Source organism: Myceligenerans crystallogenes, from assembly GCF_039529775.1.
GTDB lineage: Bacteria > Actinomycetota > Actinomycetes > Actinomycetales > Cellulomonadaceae > Myceligenerans > Myceligenerans crystallogenes.
This window is the reverse complement of sequence record NZ_BAAANL010000002.1, coordinates 280,093-296,599: the sequence shown is the minus strand read 5'-3', so window position 1 is coordinate 296,599 and position 16,507 is coordinate 280,093. Positions and strand designations below refer to the sequence as shown.

At 72.4% G+C, this 16,507-nt stretch carries 15 protein-coding genes; 10 read left to right on the top strand and 5 right to left on the bottom strand.

Annotated elements, in window-relative coordinates; genetic code table 11:
* Positions 1-16 precede the first annotated feature (16 nt).
* Positions 17-640, top strand: a complete 624-nt coding sequence (locus ABD208_RS06080) for an L-threonylcarbamoyladenylate synthase (protein ID WP_344100584.1) — start codon at positions 17-19, stop codon at positions 638-640.
* Between the two features lie 43 nt (positions 641-683).
* Entirely contained in the window at positions 684-2,138 is a 1,455-nt protein-coding gene (locus tag ABD208_RS06075; protein ID WP_344100582.1) for a UTP--glucose-1-phosphate uridylyltransferase, read from the top strand.
* Positions 2,139-2,255: 117 nt separating this feature from the next.
* Here ABD208_RS06075 and ABD208_RS06070 read toward each other — a convergent pair whose 3' ends face one another.
* Entirely contained in the window at positions 2,256-3,368 is a 1,113-nt protein-coding gene (locus ABD208_RS06070) for a trypsin-like serine peptidase (RefSeq protein WP_344100580.1), read from the bottom strand.
* A 173-nt stretch (positions 3,369-3,541) separates the two neighbouring features.
* A complete protein-coding gene (locus ABD208_RS06065) occupies positions 3,542-4,195 on the bottom strand; it encodes an IMPACT family protein (protein WP_344100578.1) in 654 nt (217 codons plus the stop codon).
* Between the two features lie 71 nt (positions 4,196-4,266).
* Between ABD208_RS06065 and ABD208_RS06060 the strand changes: the two genes are divergently transcribed.
* Entirely contained in the window at positions 4,267-4,899 is a 633-nt protein-coding gene (locus ABD208_RS06060; protein ID WP_344100576.1) for a tyrosine-type recombinase/integrase, read from the top strand.
* 14 nt (positions 4,900-4,913) lie between these two features.
* Here the strand turns inward: ABD208_RS06060 and ABD208_RS06055 are convergent, their stop codons facing one another.
* Positions 4,914-5,561, bottom strand: coding sequence for a GNAT family N-acetyltransferase (locus ABD208_RS06055; RefSeq protein WP_344100574.1), 648 nt, complete (start codon positions 5,559-5,561; stop codon positions 4,914-4,916).
* The gene (locus ABD208_RS06050) at positions 5,558-6,589 is read right to left on the bottom strand and encodes a helix-turn-helix domain-containing protein (protein ID WP_344100572.1); all 1,032 of its coding nucleotides are present in this window, start codon (positions 6,587-6,589) and stop codon (positions 5,558-5,560) included. The genes ABD208_RS06055 and ABD208_RS06050 overlap by 4 nt, the downstream gene beginning before the upstream one ends.
* A gap of 71 nt (positions 6,590-6,660) precedes the next feature.
* Here ABD208_RS06050 and ABD208_RS06045 point away from each other — a divergent pair, with 71 nt between their 5' ends.
* Positions 6,661-7,107: a rhodanese-like domain-containing protein gene (locus ABD208_RS06045; RefSeq protein WP_344100570.1), complete on the top strand. Its 447-nt coding sequence runs from the start codon at positions 6,661-6,663 to the stop codon at positions 7,105-7,107.
* 28 nt (positions 7,108-7,135) lie between these two features.
* On the opposite strand, the gene ABD208_RS06040 is transcribed toward ABD208_RS06045, so the two are convergent.
* Entirely contained in the window at positions 7,136-7,525 is a 390-nt protein-coding gene (locus tag ABD208_RS06040; protein ID WP_344100568.1) for a nuclear transport factor 2 family protein, read from the bottom strand.
* Between the two features lie 503 nt (positions 7,526-8,028).
* On the opposite strand from ABD208_RS06040, the gene ABD208_RS06035 reads away from it, so the two are divergent.
* Genes ABD208_RS06035 through ABD208_RS06010 form a run of 6 tightly spaced genes read left to right on the top strand, consistent with a single transcriptional unit; the run spans position 8,029 to position 16,484 of the window.
* The gene (locus ABD208_RS06035; protein WP_344100566.1) at positions 8,029-8,604 is read left to right on the top strand and encodes a DinB family protein; all 576 of its coding nucleotides are present in this window, start codon (positions 8,029-8,031) and stop codon (positions 8,602-8,604) included.
* Positions 8,588-9,850: an MDR family MFS transporter gene (locus ABD208_RS06030; RefSeq protein WP_344100563.1), complete on the top strand. Its 1,263-nt coding sequence runs from the start codon at positions 8,588-8,590 to the stop codon at positions 9,848-9,850. Before ABD208_RS06035 ends, ABD208_RS06030 begins: the two co-directional genes overlap by 17 nt.
* Positions 9,847-12,573: an ABC transporter substrate-binding protein gene (locus tag ABD208_RS06025; protein WP_344100561.1), complete on the top strand. Its 2,727-nt coding sequence runs from the start codon at positions 9,847-9,849 to the stop codon at positions 12,571-12,573. The genes ABD208_RS06030 and ABD208_RS06025 overlap by 4 nt, the downstream gene beginning before the upstream one ends.
* Positions 12,570-13,859, top strand: a complete 1,290-nt coding sequence (locus ABD208_RS06020) for an ATP-grasp domain-containing protein (RefSeq protein WP_344100559.1) — start codon at positions 12,570-12,572, stop codon at positions 13,857-13,859. The genes ABD208_RS06025 and ABD208_RS06020 overlap by 4 nt, the downstream gene beginning before the upstream one ends.
* Positions 13,856-15,184: a SidA/IucD/PvdA family monooxygenase gene (locus tag ABD208_RS06015; RefSeq protein WP_344100557.1), complete on the top strand. Its 1,329-nt coding sequence runs from the start codon at positions 13,856-13,858 to the stop codon at positions 15,182-15,184. Before ABD208_RS06020 ends, ABD208_RS06015 begins: the two co-directional genes overlap by 4 nt.
* Positions 15,174-16,484: a SidA/IucD/PvdA family monooxygenase gene (locus tag ABD208_RS06010; RefSeq protein WP_344100556.1), complete on the top strand. Its 1,311-nt coding sequence runs from the start codon at positions 15,174-15,176 to the stop codon at positions 16,482-16,484. Before ABD208_RS06015 ends, ABD208_RS06010 begins: the two co-directional genes overlap by 11 nt.
* The last annotated feature ends 23 nt before the right edge of the window (positions 16,485-16,507 follow it).

Here is a 16,507-nt window from a genome sequence, read left to right as displayed (position 1 = left end):
CCGGTAGCGTCGGTCCATGGCACGCTACCTCGAGGTCCACCCCGACGACCCGCAGCCCCGGTCCATCGCGCAGACCGTCGCCGTCGTGCGCGAGGGCGGCCTGGTCGCGTATCCCACCGACTCCGGGTACGCCCTCGGCGCCGCCGTCGGGAACACGGAGGCCGTCGGACGCATCCGCGACATCCGGCGGCTCGACGCCCGGCACCACTACACGCTCGTGTGCGCGGACTTCGCGCAGCTCGGCCAGCTCGTCAAGCTCGACAACAGCGCGTTCCGCGCGATCAAGGCCGCCACCCCCGGGCCGTACACGTTCATCCTGCCCGCGACCGCCGAGGTGCCGCGGCGGCTGGCGCACCCGAAGAAGAAGAGCGTCGGGGTGCGGATCCCGGACCATCGCGTCGTGGCGGCCCTGCTGCGGGAGCTGGGGGAGCCGCTGCTGTCCTCCACGCTCATCCTGCCCGGCGAGACCGAGCCGCTGACGGACGGGATCGCGGCCGCCGCCGCGCTCGACGGCGCCGTCGACATCGTGCTCGACGACGGGCGGACCTCGGGGCCGGAGCCCACCACCGTCGTGGACTGGTCCGAGGGGTACCCGCAGATCGTCCGGGAGGGGGCGGGGGATCCCGGCAGGTTCGCCTGAGATCACACCCGCCGGGCTGTCCCGTTCGCATAATCTGGGCCCCATGAGCGACGCGACCGCACAGCCGCACGGCCTGCAGCAGGCACGGGACAAGATGACCGAGGCGGGCGTCGCGCCCGCCGCCGTCGACACGTTCACGCGCTTCTACGGAATCCTCACCTCCGGCGAGACCGGCCTGATCCGCGAGGACGACATCGAGCCCCTCACCGGCATCCCGCGTCACGCGGACCTCGACATCGACGACGCCGCGGCGGCCGCCGCCCTCGGCCGGACCGCGATCTGCAAGCTCAACGGCGGCCTCGGCACCTCCATGGGCATGGACCGCGCCAAGAGCCTGCTGCCCGTGCGCAGCCTGCCGCGGGCCGACGGCGCCTCGGGCCGGACCCTCAGCTTCCTCGACGTCATCGCCGGGCAGATCCGCGCCGCCCGCGAGGCGACCGGGGCCCGGCTGCCGCTCGTCCTCATGGACTCGTTCCGCACCAGCGACGACACCCTGGAGGCGCTGGCCGCCTACCCGGATCTCGCCGTCGACGGCCTGCCCCTGGACTTCCTGCAGAACCGCGAGCCGAAGCTGCTCGCCGACACGCTCGAGCCCGTGGCCTGGGACGCGGACCCGTCCCTGGAGTGGTGCCCGCCCGGGCACGGCGACCTGTACGCCGCGCTGCACGCCAACGGGATCGTCACCGCGCTGCTGGAGGCCGGGTTCCGGTACCTGTCCGTGTCCAACTCGGACAACCTCGGCGCCGCGCCGGACGCCCGCATCGCCGGCTGGTTCGCCGCCTCCGGGGCGCCGTACGCCGCGGAGCTGTGCGCCAAGACCCCCGCCGACGTCAAGGGCGGGCAGCTGGTGGTGCGCAGGTCGGACGGCCGGATCGTGCAGCGCGAGACGGCTCAGACCCACCCCGACGACCTGGCGTACGCGCTGGACGCCACCCGGCACCCCTACTTCCACACCAACAACCTGTGGTTCGACCTCGAGGCGCTGGCCGCGGAGCTCGACCGCACCGGCGGCGTGCTGGAACTTCCTCTCATTCGCAACGAGAAGACGGTCGACCCGAGCGACGCGACGTCGCCCGCGGTGATCCAGATCGAGTCGGCCATGGGCGCCGCCGTGGGCGTGTTCGAGGGCGCGACGGCGATCGAGGTGCCGCGCAGCCGCTTCCTGCCCGTCAAGACGACGAACGACCTGCTGCTGCTGCGCTCGGACGTCTACGAGCTCACGGACGACTTCCGCCTCACGGCCGCGTTCGACGCCGAGGCCGGCGAGACGGCTCCGCTGGTCGACCTCGACAAGCGGTACTACAAGCTGATCGACGACTTCACGGCCCGCTTCGAGGCCGGCGCGCCGTCGCTCGCGACGGCCGAGTCGCTCACCGTCTCCGGGGACTGGACGTTCGGCGCGGGCGTCGTCGCGCGCGGCAAGGCGTCGCTGCCCGACGACGGCGCTCCCGCGCGCGTGCCCGACGGGGCCGTGGTGGGGGCCGACGGGATCGAGTGATCCGGGCGGGCGGCCGCCCGCCGGGCGGGCGCCGGGAACGACAGTGGCGCATCACCTGGGACCAGGTGATGCGCCACCGCCCGCTCAGCGGGTGATCAGCACGCGGTCAGGACGCGGTCAGAACGCGCGGTTCGCCGCGGCCGCCAGGTCCCGCACGGCGCTGTCGAAGTGCGGCGACGCGATGTAGCTGAAGCCGCTCCGCGGCCCGTACGACGTCACGCCGCGGGCGTACCCCGTGCCGCGCTCCGACGAGTAGTGCCAGAGCCACGGACCGCCGGACGACCCCTGGCCGTACCCGCAGCCCGACGCGAGCGACGTCCTGCGGTCGCCGTGCCGGTGCACCTCCTTGCGGCAGCGCTGCATGCGCAGGCCGTCGTCGAGGTTGTACGGGTAGCCGAAGATCGTCGCCGTGAACCGGTACGACCCGCCGGTGGTCAGCCCGTTCCCGCCGACCGCCCCGACCAGGCGCTGGTCCCGGTCGTTGCGGTACGTCGAGGCGAACGCGACGTCGCGGCTGAAGTACCCGCTGCGCGTCCAGCCCTGGAAGGCGTGCATCGTGGCGACCTGGAACTTGCCGTACGGCGCGCGGTAGTCCGCGTGCCCGCGGTACATCGGCACGAAGACCAGGTTGCGGTGCCAGGTGCCGCCGGGGCCCTCGTGCACGCAGTGGCCCGCCGTGATCAGCACGCGCTTGGAGCCCGTGTTGATCGCCGCGGCCGAGCACCACGAACCGCTCTCGAAACCGCCGATGAACAGCTTGCCGGTGTTGATCGGCAGCGTGCGGCGGGCCATGGGCCGCACGCCCTGGGGCGCCACCGGGGCGCTGTAGGTGCTGACCGGCTCGGCGGTGGCCGCGAGGGCCAGCTGGTTCGCGAGCGCCCGGGCCTGCCGGCCGACGAGCTCCCGGTCACCCGGTTCGTCGATCGGCTTCGCCTCGGCCATCCGCTCCGGCGTCCAGTAGGCCAGCACCTCCGGGTCGCCGCCCTGGGCCTCGACCCGCTCCATCTGGCGGGCCGAGTACGTGTGCACCCGGCCGTTCCGGAGCACGGGCGCGACCGTCGAGTCGATCGCGGTGTCACGGGCGGCGGCCGTGCCCGATGACGCGGCTGATCCGGCGGCGGCCTCGCCGGCCTGGGCCACCGGGCCCAGCGCCGTCGTGGTGGCCACGGCGATCGTGGCGATCGCGGTGGCCGTGATCGAGGCCAGCCGGACAGCGTGGCTTCGTCTCATGGGAATCCTTTCGGCAAACGACTACGGACAGTGCCCCCCCGCATGCGTCAGGGACGCATCCGGCCCGCCCTGGGAGCGGGCCAGACGCGAGCTTCCCGCAGGTCGGCCGGGACCGGTCCCGGGACGCGCCGGTTCGGGCGGAATCCGATTTTCGTACCGGGTCGCCGGCCCGGTCAGGCGGGCACGTCCACGACGCGCTGCTCGCCGAGGCCGGGCGCCAGGCGGCCCGACGACGCCGCGGCGAGGTCCGCTCGCAGCGCCTCCAGCTGGGCGGCCGGGACCAGCAGGCGGAGGCGGGCGACGTCGTCGTACACCGCGTCCGTGACGACCGAGCCGTGCGTCCCCGCCCAGTCCCGCAGGAGGTTGTCGAACCGGCCGGCGTCGGCGTGGGGGACCGGCACCTCGACCTCCTGCAGCAACTCGCGGCGCAGCATCGCGCCCGAGCTCCGGGCGAGGTCCAGGGTCTCGGCCACGGCCCCCGAGTACGCCCGGACGAGGCCGCCCGCGCCGAGCTTCACCCCGCCGAAGTACCTGGTCACGACGGCGACGACGTCGGTCACGTCGCGGTGCCTCAGGACCTCCAGCATGGGCACGCCCGCGGTGCCGGACGGCTCGCCGTCGTCCGACGAGCGGGCCTGATCGGCCCGGACCCCGAGCACCATCGCGACGCAGTGGTGCCGGGCGTCCCAGAACCGCTTGCGCAGGCGGGCGACGACGGCGTCGGCCGCGGCGGTGTCCGCGACCGGGGCGACGTGCGCGAGGAACCGGGACCTCTTGATCACGATCTCGTGGTCGACCGGCCGGGCCAGGGTGCTGGGGAGGGGCACCCGCCGAGCCTATGCGACGGCGGGACCGGAACCCTCTGGAATGAATAGTGTGCCAAGCGTAGGATCCAGCCATGGCTGGTGAGAGCACTGACGTGACCGACGAACCCCTGACGCCCGGGGCCCGGGATTCCGGGGACGAGCCCCGGTACCCGAGGCCGCCCGTGACGCTGGAGGAGGCCGAGTGGGTGTGGCGGGAGCTCGCCGGCGAGGCGATGCGGGCCGGGGCGAAGCCCGAGACGGCCCGGCTTGCGGTGATCACCGGGCTCGTGCGGGCCACGGGGGCGCGGTACGGGGACCTGCTGCGGATGCGGGTGGAGGATCTCGATCTGGGGCCCGACGCGGCGAGGGCGGGGGAGGGGACCGCGACCGTGCGCCACGGGAAGCACCAGGCGGTGCGGAGGCACCGGCTGACCCCGGACGTGGTGATCCTGCTGCGGCACTGGATGGCGGTCCGGGAGGAACTGGCGGCGGAGCTGGAGGGGTCCGTCCCGCGGGCGCTGCTGCTGACGGTGCATCACACGCACGACAACGGGACGACCGTCTCCAGCGGTCTGCCGATCACGCGGCAGGGGCTGGTGCTGTCCTGGCGGCGGTTCGTGCACCGCACGAACGCGCGGTACGGGGCGACCCGCCCGCCGCTGCCGACCCGGTTCGAGCAGGTCCGGAGGGCCTGGACGGAGGCGGCAGCCGCAGGCGGGTCCTGAGCGGCGTCCTGCGGTTACCTCGTGGGGATGCCCAGGAGCGGGACGTCCGGGCGGTGGGACGGGAGCTCCTGGAAGCCGTAGGCGTCGTAGAAGGCCCGGGCGTTCGTGTTGCCGGGGTCCATGCCGAGATGGACGCCGGGGACGCCGCGGGAGCTCAGTTCCGCGCGGAGCGTGTCGAGCAGGCGGCGGCCCAGCCCGCGGCGCTGGCCCCGCGGCAGCAGGTCGATGTGGAGGTGGGCCGGGTAGGCCGCGAGTTCGTCCGGGGTGATCCCGCGGAGCATGCGCTGCGGGTCGGCGCCGTCGCGGACGAGCTGGTCCTCCCCGTAGTGGAAGTCCCGGCCCATGGCACCGGGCTCCGGGTGCCGGGTGCGGAAGCCGGGCGCCCAGTCGCGCGCGTACCACTCGACGAAGGCGCGCGTGTCCGCGACGGCGACGACGTAGCCGATGACGGTGTCGTCGTCGTCCACGACCCACGCGAGATCCGGCGCGTACGTGACGTACGGCAGGCAGTAGACGTCGGGCATGAGCAGGTCGTCGGAGTAGATGCCGCGCGCGTCGCCGCCGCCGGCGGCGGTGCGGACGCAGATCTCGGCGACCGCGTCGCGGTCCTCGGCGCGGTAGGGGCGGATGACCGGGCCCTGAGGGCGTGGTGGGACGCTCATCGCAGGACCGTAGCAGCCGCCGGCTGCGCGCCGGGCGCTCCGTGGAAGGCGCGGCGGTAGGCGGCGGGGCTCGTGTTGATGGTGCGGGTGAAATGGTGACGGAACGTGACGGGGCTGTCGAAGCCGACGAGCGAGGCGGCGCGGGTCACGGACTCGCCGGCCTCGAGGAGCGGCAGGCTCGCCTGGATGCGCTGAACGATGAGCCAGCGGATCGGGGAGGTACCGGTGCGGCGGGTGAAATGGCGCGCGAACGTGCGCGGGGCCATGTGGGCGTGACGGGCCAGGTCCTCGACCGTGATCGGCTCGGCGAGATGGCCGAGCGCCCAGGCAATGGCCTGCCCGACGGAGTCCCGCGGGCCGGCGGGGGCCACCGGGGTCTCGATGAACTGCGCCTGGCCGCCCTCGCGGTGCGGCGGGATCACGAGCCGGCGGGCCACCACGTTCGCCGTGGCGGGCCCGTGGTCGGTCCGGACGAGGTGCAGGCAGAGATCGAGGCCCGCCGCACTGCCCGCGCTGGTCAGGACGTCGCCCTGGTCGACGTAGAGCACGTCGGGCCGGACCTTGACGGCGGGGAACCGCTCGGCGAGCAGCTCCGTGTACCGCCAGTGGGTGGTCGCCTCCCGCCCGTCCAGCAGGCCCGCGGCGGCCAGCGCGAACGCGCCGGAACAGATCGACACGACGCGCGCGCCGTTCGCGTGCGCGGCGCGCAGGGCGGCCACGACGTCGGGCCCGGGACCGGTCCGCGGGTCGACGACGGCGGGGACGATCACGGTGTCCGCCGCCTCCAGCACGTCCAGGCCGTGCTCGGCGACGAGCGTGAAACCGCCGGTCATGCGGAGCGAGGTGTGCGGGCGGTCGCTGCACACGTCGAGGGCGTACCAGGGCCCGTCGACCTCCGGGCGGGGCAGGCCGAAGACCTCGACGACCGCCCCCAGCTCGAAGGGCGCCATGCCTTCCGTGACCAGTGCCGCGATCCGGTGCGGACGGGCGGGTGCGGAGAGCGCGGCGGGGCCTGATTCAACCGGCATGGCAGGATCTTATCGAACCAAGACGTTCCTGCCCCTCCCGCGAGGGCTGCCCGTCCGGCGACGATCTAGTCATGACGATCTCCCAGGAATCCGTTGTCTACGACACCGCGGCCGCGGTCGCCCACTTCGAGCGCCGCATCGCCTTCGAGACCGACGTCTCCGACGTGTACGTCGCGCTCAAGGCCGGCCCGGCTCCCTTCACGCTCGTCGACGTCCGCTCGCCCGAGGCGTGGGACGCCGGCCACCTCCCCGGAGCGATCCACCTGCCCGGCGGCAAGGTCCGCCTCCGCGCGGAGCAGACGATCCCGCGCGACAAGCCCGTGGTCGTCTACTGCTGGGGACCGGGTTGCAACGGCGCCACGAAGGCCGCGCTCGAGCTCGCCCGGCAGGGGTACGAGGTCAAGGAGATGATCGGCGGCTTCGAGTACTGGGCTCGCGAGGGCTTCGCCTACGAGAGCGCGGCGGGCGACGTCCAGCCGGTGCCGGACCCGCTGACCGTGGTGCCGCCGGCGAGCTGAGGCCCGTCCCGGCCGTCGTCCCGGACCGTCATCCCCGGTCGTCACCAAGGACGCCGTGCACCCGCCGGTAGGCGTCCTTGGTCCGGATGAGGTCCCCGTCGAACTCCCAGAGATCGCATCCTTGCAGGACGAACGGCTTCCCCTGGTCGTCGACGCCGCGGTAGGACCACTGCGACGCGCCGCGGTCGCCGGCGATGAACGTGACGGCGCCGGGATCGTCGTGGAACTCCATCCCGGCGTCGTGCGCGAGCATCAACGCGAAACCTCGGCGGACCTCGGCCTTGCCGCGGAACGTGGTACCCGGTTCCGGGCCGATCGAGGCGCGGAACACGCAGTCCTCGGCCATGAGCTCCATCAGCGCGTCGAGATCCTTCGCCTGCCACGCGACGGCGAAGCCGGCGAGCCGTTCCGGGGTCACCGGGCCGCCCTCTCCGAGGCGGGAATTCTCTCGGACGCGGGAATCGGAGACCATTGCTTCGGCGTGATCATGACCGGCACGCTAGCTGATCGCCGCACCCGCCGGAAGGATTCCGCGCATTTTTCACCCGCAGCTCCGCGTGCAATTCTTAATGGGCGCGGGTGGGGCTTGATGCGGATTGGGCGCCTGTTTTACAGGTCCGCCGGAAGAGTGGTGAGGATGTCCACTCAGTGAGACGTGGGTGCTGCTCATCACGAGCGATGTTCTATTCTCACGCTCGTGCCCGGCGGAGCGTGATCCGCGATGCCAGGCCAACGGCCTTGTAATGCGCTTTTCCGCGCCCATTTTCGCGCCTATTTCCCCGCCACGTCAGCAGGCTCTCGGCACCGAGCTTTCCATGGGGTGAAAAACCGAGCGAGCGACGGTTTCTTTCGTGGGAGTCGCTGCTTTTCGCCCGGCCGCGGGCCACCCTCTTCCGAACCGTTTCTTTCCTAGGGAGCACCATGCCCATCGAACCGCTGACCCACCCCGACGCGACGCACGACCCGGCCGGGTACAAGCAGGCGCTGCTGGACATCATCGAGTCGCACGCGCAGGAGCCGCTCGAGGTGATCTCCCGGACGACGGCCACGATGCGGGACCTGGTCGCCGGTGTCTCGGAGGAGGCGCTGCACGCCGAGCCGGAACCGGGCGAATGGTCGGCGAAGGACGTCGTGGCGCACCTGTTCGACGTCGACATCGTCTACGGCTTCCGGTGGCGTCTGGTGCTGACCTGGGACAACCCGACCTACCCCGGTTACGACGAGAAGCTCTTCACGCCGCTGCCCCGGCTCCCGTTCTGGCAGATGCTCGGTGCCTGGGAGGGCCTGCGCGCGATGAACGTGGTGCTGCTGGAGCAGACTCCCCGCGAGCTGTGGACGCGCGAGGGTTTCCACGGCGAGCAGGGCGGCGAGACGTTCGACGAGATGGTGCGCAAGCTGGCGGCGCACGACCTGGTGCACCTGAACCAGGCGGCGCGTGCGATCGAGGCGTACGACGCCGCGAAGGGCCCCGGGACCGCCGATGTCGCTTCGCACTGACGTCGCCCGGCTCCCCAGGTCCGCCTGGGTGATCTGCGCCGGGATGTTCATCAACAAGTTCGGGAACTTCGTCAACGTCTTCATCGTGCTGTACCTGGTCCAGAACGGGTACAGCGCCGCGCAGAGCGGCGTCGCGCTCGGTGTGATCGGTCTCGGCAACATGATCGGCAACATCGTCGGCGGCTCCCTCGCCGACCGGATCGGGCGCAAGCCCCTGCTGGTCTGGTCGATGCTCGCCAGCGGCGTCGTGACGATGGTGGTGCCGTTGTTCACGGACTACCTGGCGATCATCGCCTGGCTGACCCTTCTCGGGTTCGTGTCGCAGCTCTTCCGGCCGGCCGCGGGCGCGCTCCTGGTCGACTCGGTGCCGCCGGAGCAGCGCCTGACCGCGTTCGCCTTCCTCCGGCTCGCGATCAACGTCGGGATGGCGGTCGGCCCCGCCGTGGGCGGATTCCTCAGCTCGTACTCGTACACCTGGATGTTCATCGGCGACGGGATCACCTCGATCCTCTTCGGGCTGCTGGCGATGTTCCTGCTGAAGGAGGTCAGGGAGGTCCGGAGCCCCGGGGGCCCGGACGGCGTGCCCGCGGCACCGGCGGCCGGGTACGGAACCGTCCTGCGCGACCTGCGCTTCCTCGCCTTCCTGCTGGCGATGGTGGGCGCCACCTACGTCTACATCCAGCACACCGCGACGCTTCCGCTGCACGTGACGGCGGCCGGGTTCTCGAACGAGCAGTTCGGGCTCCTGATCGGCCTGAACGCCCTGCTGGTCGTCGTGTTCGAGATCCCGATCACCCGGCTGACCGGACGGTTCGACGCCCGCGTCATGATGTGCGCCGGCCTCGTGATCCTCGGCGCGGGAATGGCCCTGACCGGGCTGTCGGGCAGCATCGTCGCGCTGGCCGCGACGATCACCGTCTGGACCGTCGCCGAGATGGTGTACACCCCGATCGCCAACGCGTATCCCGGCGACGTCGCGCCCGAGTCGGCGCGCGGCCGGTACCAGGGGGCGGAAGGGCTCGCCCACACGATCGGCGCGACCGCCGGCCCGGTGATCGGCGGCGCGCTCTACGCCGTGAGCGCCGCCACCCACTGGTGGCTCTGCCTCGTCATCGGCCTCGCCTCCGCGGCCCTGGTCATGCTCGCCCGCAAGCCCCCGGCGGTCGACGCCGGCGAACCGGCCGCGCAGGCCCCGGCCGTCCAGGCCGGCGAACCGGCCGCGGTGGAAGGCGGGAAGAGCGCATGACCAGGCAGATTCGCGTGCCGATCACGCTGCCGACGGCGATCGACCCGTACCGCGCGCAGGAACTGATGGGCATCACCGTCACCAAGGCGCTCTACGACGGCCTGCTGCGCCTGGACGGCCGGGGCCGGCTGCGCGGGTGCGTCGCCGAGACCTGGCAGGCCGACGAGAGCGGCACGCGCTGGACCTTCCGGCTCGGTGTCCGTTCCCGGTTCAGCACGGGCGAACGCGTCACGGCACACCACTTCGTCCACGCGTGGACGCGTGCGTGCTGCCCGGAGGCGGACTCCGAGACGACCTACCACATGGCGTCGATCGAGGGCTACCAGGCCCGGCGGTTCGGGACCGCGGCGGAGCTGACCGGGGTGAGCGCGCCGGACGCGCAGACGCTCGTGGTCCAGCTCGCCGAACCCGACTTCGAGTTCGACCTCAAGGTGCTGCAGCCGGTGTTCTCGCCGGTCCCGCTCGACAGCGGTCCCGCGCTCGGCGAACGGTTCAACCGCCTGCCGGTGGGCAACGGCCCGCTGATGCTCGCCGGGCCGTGGACCGGCCAGGAGACCGAGACGATCGAGCTCGTCGCCAACCCGCACTACTCGGGCCACCGGCCCTACGGCGGCGGCGGTGTCGCCGTGGAGGTGCTGGCGCCGCACGAGGCGCGCGACGAAGCGGGCTCGGGTCTGCTGTCGGGCCGTTTCGACGTCGCCCAGGTGAAACCCGCCGACGACACGGGCCACCTGTCGCTGCTCACCACGAGGCTGAACGCCACCATCTACCTCCTGCCGTTCCTGCATCACGGTCCGATGGCCGACGCCGCGGTGCGACGTGCCGTGGCGAACGCCCTCGACCGGCCGGCCCTGGCCGAGGCCGCCGGCGTCGACCAGGAAGACATCACGGACCGGCTGGTGCCGTTCGGCCTGTGGGGCCAGGACGCCCCGGCGGAACGTGCGCCCGTGACCGGCGAGCCGCCGCGGCCGCGCGAGGGCCTGGAGCCGATCGCGATCGTCCACAACGTCGAGGGCGGCCACGAACGCTGGGTCGAGCTCGCCGCGCAGCAGATCACGGCCGCGCTCGGTGTCGCCGTCGAACCCTCGCAGGTGACGGCCGCCGAGGTGGTCGACTTCCGCACCTCGTACGCCGCGCGCGGCATGTGCCGGGCCGGCTGGATGGCGGACTACCCGTCCGCGGACAACTTCCTGTTCCCCCTGCTGCACTCGTCGTGCACGAGCCCGGACGCGCAGGGGCGTGCCCACGGCGACAACGAGGGGCGGTACGCGGACGCGGAGTTCGACGCCCTCGTCGTCCGGGCACGGTCGGAGAAGGACCCCGGGCGGCGCGAGGAACTGCGCCGGGCGGCCGAGGAGATCGCCATCACCAGGGACAACGCGCTGATCCCGCTCTGGCATGCCACCGACCGGCGGTGGTACGACCCGCAGCGCGTGCGCGGGGTCCGGGTGGACCGGTTCGGCTGCCTCGCGCTCGACGAGCTGCGCCCGGCGGACGAGCCCGCCGGGCGGGTCGTCGTCGTCGGCGGACGGTACGAGACCCTGGCGGCCGCGGCGGACGCCGGGATCGACGTGATCGACGTGCAGCACCCGACGGTGCCGGTCGCCGACATCGGGCCGGGCCGCGTCGAGCACATCGTCGCGGACTACACCGACGACGAGGTGCTCGGGGAACTCGCCGCCCGCGACCCGCGTCTGGCCGGGGCCGCCGGGGCGCTCTCGCTCACCGAGCCGGGCAGCGTCCCCGCCGCGCACCTGCGCGCGGCACTCGGGGTGCCCGGGCACGGCCCGGAGGTCGCCTCCACGCTGCGCGACAAGCTCGCGATGCGCGAGGCGCTGGCCTCCACGGCGTACGGCCTGCGGCACGCCCGCGTCGCCACGCCCGGGGACCTGCGCCGTGCGGGCGAGGAATGGGGGTTCCCGTTCATCGTCAAGCCCGCGGACGGCACCGCGAGCGTCGGCGTCGAGCTGATCGGCGGGCCCGCGGACATCGAGCCGGCCTGGGCGCGCCTCGCCGCTCTGGCCGGCAGCGACCGCCCGTACGCCGAGCTGTTCGGGTTCGCCACGTTCCTCGCGGAGGAGTTCGTGGACGGACCCGAGTACAGCGTCGAGGCGTTCTCCGTGGCGGGGGAGCACGTCGTGCTCGGCGTCACCGAGAAGATCACGGACGACGGGTTCGTGGAGAGCGGGCACATCTTCCCCGCCCGGATCGACGAGATCGCCCGGAAGGCCCTCACGGAGGCCACCACCGCGGTGCTGGACGCCCTGGGCGTCTCGGACGGCCCGACCCACTCGGAGTTCCGCCTGGGGGCGGGCGGCCCGGCCCTGATCGAGTCGCACGACCGGATGGGCGGGGACCGGATCTTCGACCTGATCCGCCTGGCGACAGGGTTCGACATCGAGCAGGCGACCGTGCTGCGTGCGGCGGGTCTGCTGCGCCGGCCGTTCGAGCCGCCCGCGGTCGTGCGCTCCGCGGCGACCCGCTTCCTGGCCGCTCGGCAGGACGTGCGCTCGGTGGGGCTGGACGACTCCGGGACGCGGGTGGCGGGATACGTGGACCACGCGTTCGCGGTCCCGCAGGCCCGCCCGGGCGGTACCGGCAACGGGAACTGGGACCGGCTGGGCCAGGTGGTGACCGTGGGCGGTGACGGCGACGCGGCGCTGGCCGCCGCCGAGGAGGTCCTGAAGCACGTGCGGATCGAAACATCGGAAGGGCAGGAATGAAGATCCTCTTGATCATGCGCGCGACCTACAAGAGCTACAGGGAGCACCTGCGGACGCTCTTGGGGGAAGGCCTCGAGATCCACCTGGTGACCGGGGTCGCCGATGCCCGCGACGACCACCGGTTCGCGAACGTGGTGCCGGTGGCCGGCATGTCCGAGGACGAGGTCGTGGACACCGTCGTGCGGTACGCCAAGGACACGGGGATCGGGTTCGCCCTGACGTTCTGGGAGGCGGACATCGTCGTCACGGCCAGGGTGAACGAGTACCTGGGGCAGCCGTGGGCGAACGTCGCGGCGGCCCGGACGGCCAGGGACAAGTCCGCGCAGCGCCGCCTGCTCGCGGACGCCGGCCTGCCGAGCGTCGAGTTCCGCACGCTGGGTGCGGGTGAGGCGGGTGACGACGCCCTGTCGGAGATCGCCGGCTGGGCCGACAGCGTCGTGGTGAAGCCGGCCCGGCTCGCGGCGAGCGTGGGCGTGAAGCGGGTCACGGGCCACGAGGCACTGCGCGAAGCGGTGGCCGACATCCGGCGGGTCGCGGGGGGCGAGGCCTGGCTGGCCGATTTCGTCACCGACGACCCGGACCTGGTGGTCGTCGAGGAATACCTGCCGGGCCGCGAGGTCACCGTGGACGGCGTGGTCGTCGACGGCCGTTTCCATCTGGCGGGCATCACCAACAAGATGGCGATGGACGGGCCGTACTTCGAGGAGGACTACTACACGCTGCCCTACCGCTTCCCCGAGGAGGAGGGCGAGATCACCGGGATCGTCCAGGGTGTCGTGGACGCGCTGGGGCTGGTGCAGGCGACGTTCAACATCGAGCTGCGGCAGGATGCGGCGGGCCGGTTCCGGGTGATCGAGTTCAGCCCCCGGATGAGCGGCGGGCAGAACTACCTGAACCTGCGCACGGCCCACGGCTTCGACCTGGTCAGGGTCCACGTGCGCGCGGCGTCGGCCGGTGGTTCCGTGCTCACGGAACAGGACCTGGCACGGCATCCCGGGCGCGCCGCGACCTGCATCAAGTTCGCGTACCGCGGCGGCCGGGTCGTGCGGAACAACGCGGGCGAGGCGGCGCACTCCCGGCACTTCCTGGAGTACACGCCGTCCGCGGCCCCGGGCAAGCTCCTGCGGCAGCCGCCCGAGGCGTGGTACGAGGTCGCCGGCTCCCTGGCCGTCGCGGTCCCGTTCCGGGGTCTCGACGACATCGACCGCGTCGAGCGGGTCGCGGACGACCTGGATCGCAAGCTCGACGTCGTCACCACCGGCCATCTGTCGAGGAGTGCGCAATGACAACCGTTCACGACGTCGTCGGGGTGGGGTACGGCCCCGCCAACCTCGCGCTGGCCATCGCGCTCGACGAGCTTCCGGAGCCGCCGAGCATGCTCTTCCTGGAGGCGCACGACAACCCGGGCTGGCAGCGCGAGATGCTCCTCGACGGGGCGGACACGCAGCACCACGCGGTGCGCGACCTGGTCAGCCTCCGGAACCCGCGCAGCCGGTATTCCTTCATCAACTACCTGCACGAGAACGGCCGGCTGCTGAAGTTCCTCAACCTGCCGGCCCCGTTCCCGCTGCGCGCGGAGTACATGCAGTACATCGACTGGGTCCGGCAGAACCTCCCCGTCGACGTGCGGTACGGCACGCGGGTGCGGGAGATCGTCGCCTCCGCCGACGTCGCGGGCTGCTACGACGTGGTGTGCGAGGACGGAACCGTCCACGTCGCGCGGCACGTCGCGCTCGGGCCCGGCCGGACGCCGATGGTGCCGGAGACCTTCGCGCCGCTGCTCGGGGACAAGGTCTTCCACCTGACGGAGTACGGGAGCCGGATCGCCGGGATCTTCGCCGGCCGCCCGGACGGGGGCGCCGGCGCACGGATCGCCGTGGTCGGCGGAAGCCAGAGCGCCGTCGAGATCGCCCTGGACCTCTCGGACCGGTTCCCGCGGGCACACACCACGATCGTCACCCGGGGCTGGTCGCTCCGGGCCAAGGATCACAGCCCGTTCAGCGAGGAGATCTACTTCCCCGCGTTCACCGAGTACTACTACCGGGCGGGTGACGAGGAACGCCGGCGGCTCGACCGGTTCACGCGTCCCACGAACTACTCCGCATCGGACAGCGACGTTCTCGAGCGCCTCTACCTGCGCATCTACGAGGACGAGCTGATGGGTCGCGACCGCGTGCGCGTCGTCGGCGACGTCGACGTCGAACGCGCGGTCGCGGCCGGCGACGCCCTCGACCTGGAACTGGTCAACCGCACGAACGGCGACAAGGAGCTCCTGCGGGCCGACGCCGTCGTCCTGGCGACCGGATTCCGCGACAGCGGGATCCGCGCCCACGACGAGCGGCACCACCCGCTGCTGGACCGGGTGGCGGACGCGTTCCTACCGGATTCGTCGGGCGCGCTGCTCACCCGGGAGGACTACTCCCTGGCTCCCCGGGATCCCGCTACGGGGCTGATGTTCCTGAACGGCCTGTGCGAGGCGACGCACGGGATCGGCGACGCCGGATCGTTCAGCCTGCTGAGCCTGCGGGCCGAGAAGATCGCCGGATCGCTGGCCGGTGCCCTGAATTCCGCCGTCCCCGAGGCTGCGCCGAGGAGCGAACATGCCGCATGACCCGACCGATCCCGTCGTGGCCCCCCTGGTAGGGGTCGGTTTCGGCCCCGCTGGCATCGCGCTGTCCGTCTGCCTGAGCGACGAGGAGCGCCAAGGGCTGGACGTCTCGTTCGCGCCCGCGCGCGACGCGGTGTTCTTCGAGAGGGCCCTCGATCCCGTCTGGCAGCCGGGCATGCTCCTGCCGGGGACGGACATCCAGCACCACTTCCTGCGCGACTTCGCCACTCCGCGCGACCCGGACAGCCGCTTCACGTTCGTGAAGTTCCTCCAGGAGGAGGACCGGTTCTACCCGTTCACCCTGCGCGGCGGCTACGTGACGCGCGAGGAGTGGTCCAAGTACTGCGTCTGGGTGGCCGAGCGCACCGAGTCCCGCGTGCACTACGGGCACGAGGTCGGCGCGATCCGGCCGGTGACCGACGACACGGGCACCCTGGTCGCCGTCGACGTGGACGGGCGGGACACCGCGACCGGCGCCACGCGGACGGTGCGCACCCGCCGCGTCGTCCTGGCGACCGGCCACGAGCCGTTCGTGCCGGAGGTGTTCCAGGACCTGGGACCGCGCGTGTTCCACTCCACGCAGTTCTCGCGCCGGTGGCCCGAGCTCGGGGACCAGGCGCGGCGGATCGTCGTCGTGGGCGGCGGGCAGAACGCCGGCGAGGTGCTGCTGCACCTCTACCACTCGACGTCGGCGGAACTGGTCTCCGTCGTGCGGAACAGCGGCATGCGGCTGTACGACCTCGGGCACTTCGCGAACCAGGCGTACTGGCCCGCCGAGACGGACTACTTCCACGCGCTCGGGCACGACGAGCGCCAGGCGATCTTCGCGGAGCAGCACCGGACGAACTACGCCGCGGTGGACCCGGACGTCACGACCGGGCTGTACAACGCCTGGTACGACGAGCACGTCCGCGGTACGTCCCGGCTGACGATGCTCAAGCGGACCGAGGTCACGAGGGCCTGGACCGAGGGCGACGAGGTGCACCTGGAACTGCGGGACCGGTACACCGGCACGGTGGACAAGATCTCGGTGGACCTCGTGATCCTCGGCACCGGGTTCCGGGAGCCGGCGGTCCCCGCGGCACTCGAGCCGCTCGCCGGTCACCTGACGGTCGAGTCCGACGGCGCGCTCGCCGTCGACCGGGACTTCACGACGCCGCTGCGCGACGCGGCGGACGTGCGCGTCTACCTCAACGGCATGTCCGAACGCCGGCACGGCATCGCCAGCGCGACGTCGTTCAGCCTCATGGCGCACCGGGCAGGCGAGATCGTCGGCTCGCTGCGTGCCGCCGCCGGCAGCTGATCACACCTTTCACCCGCTCGATC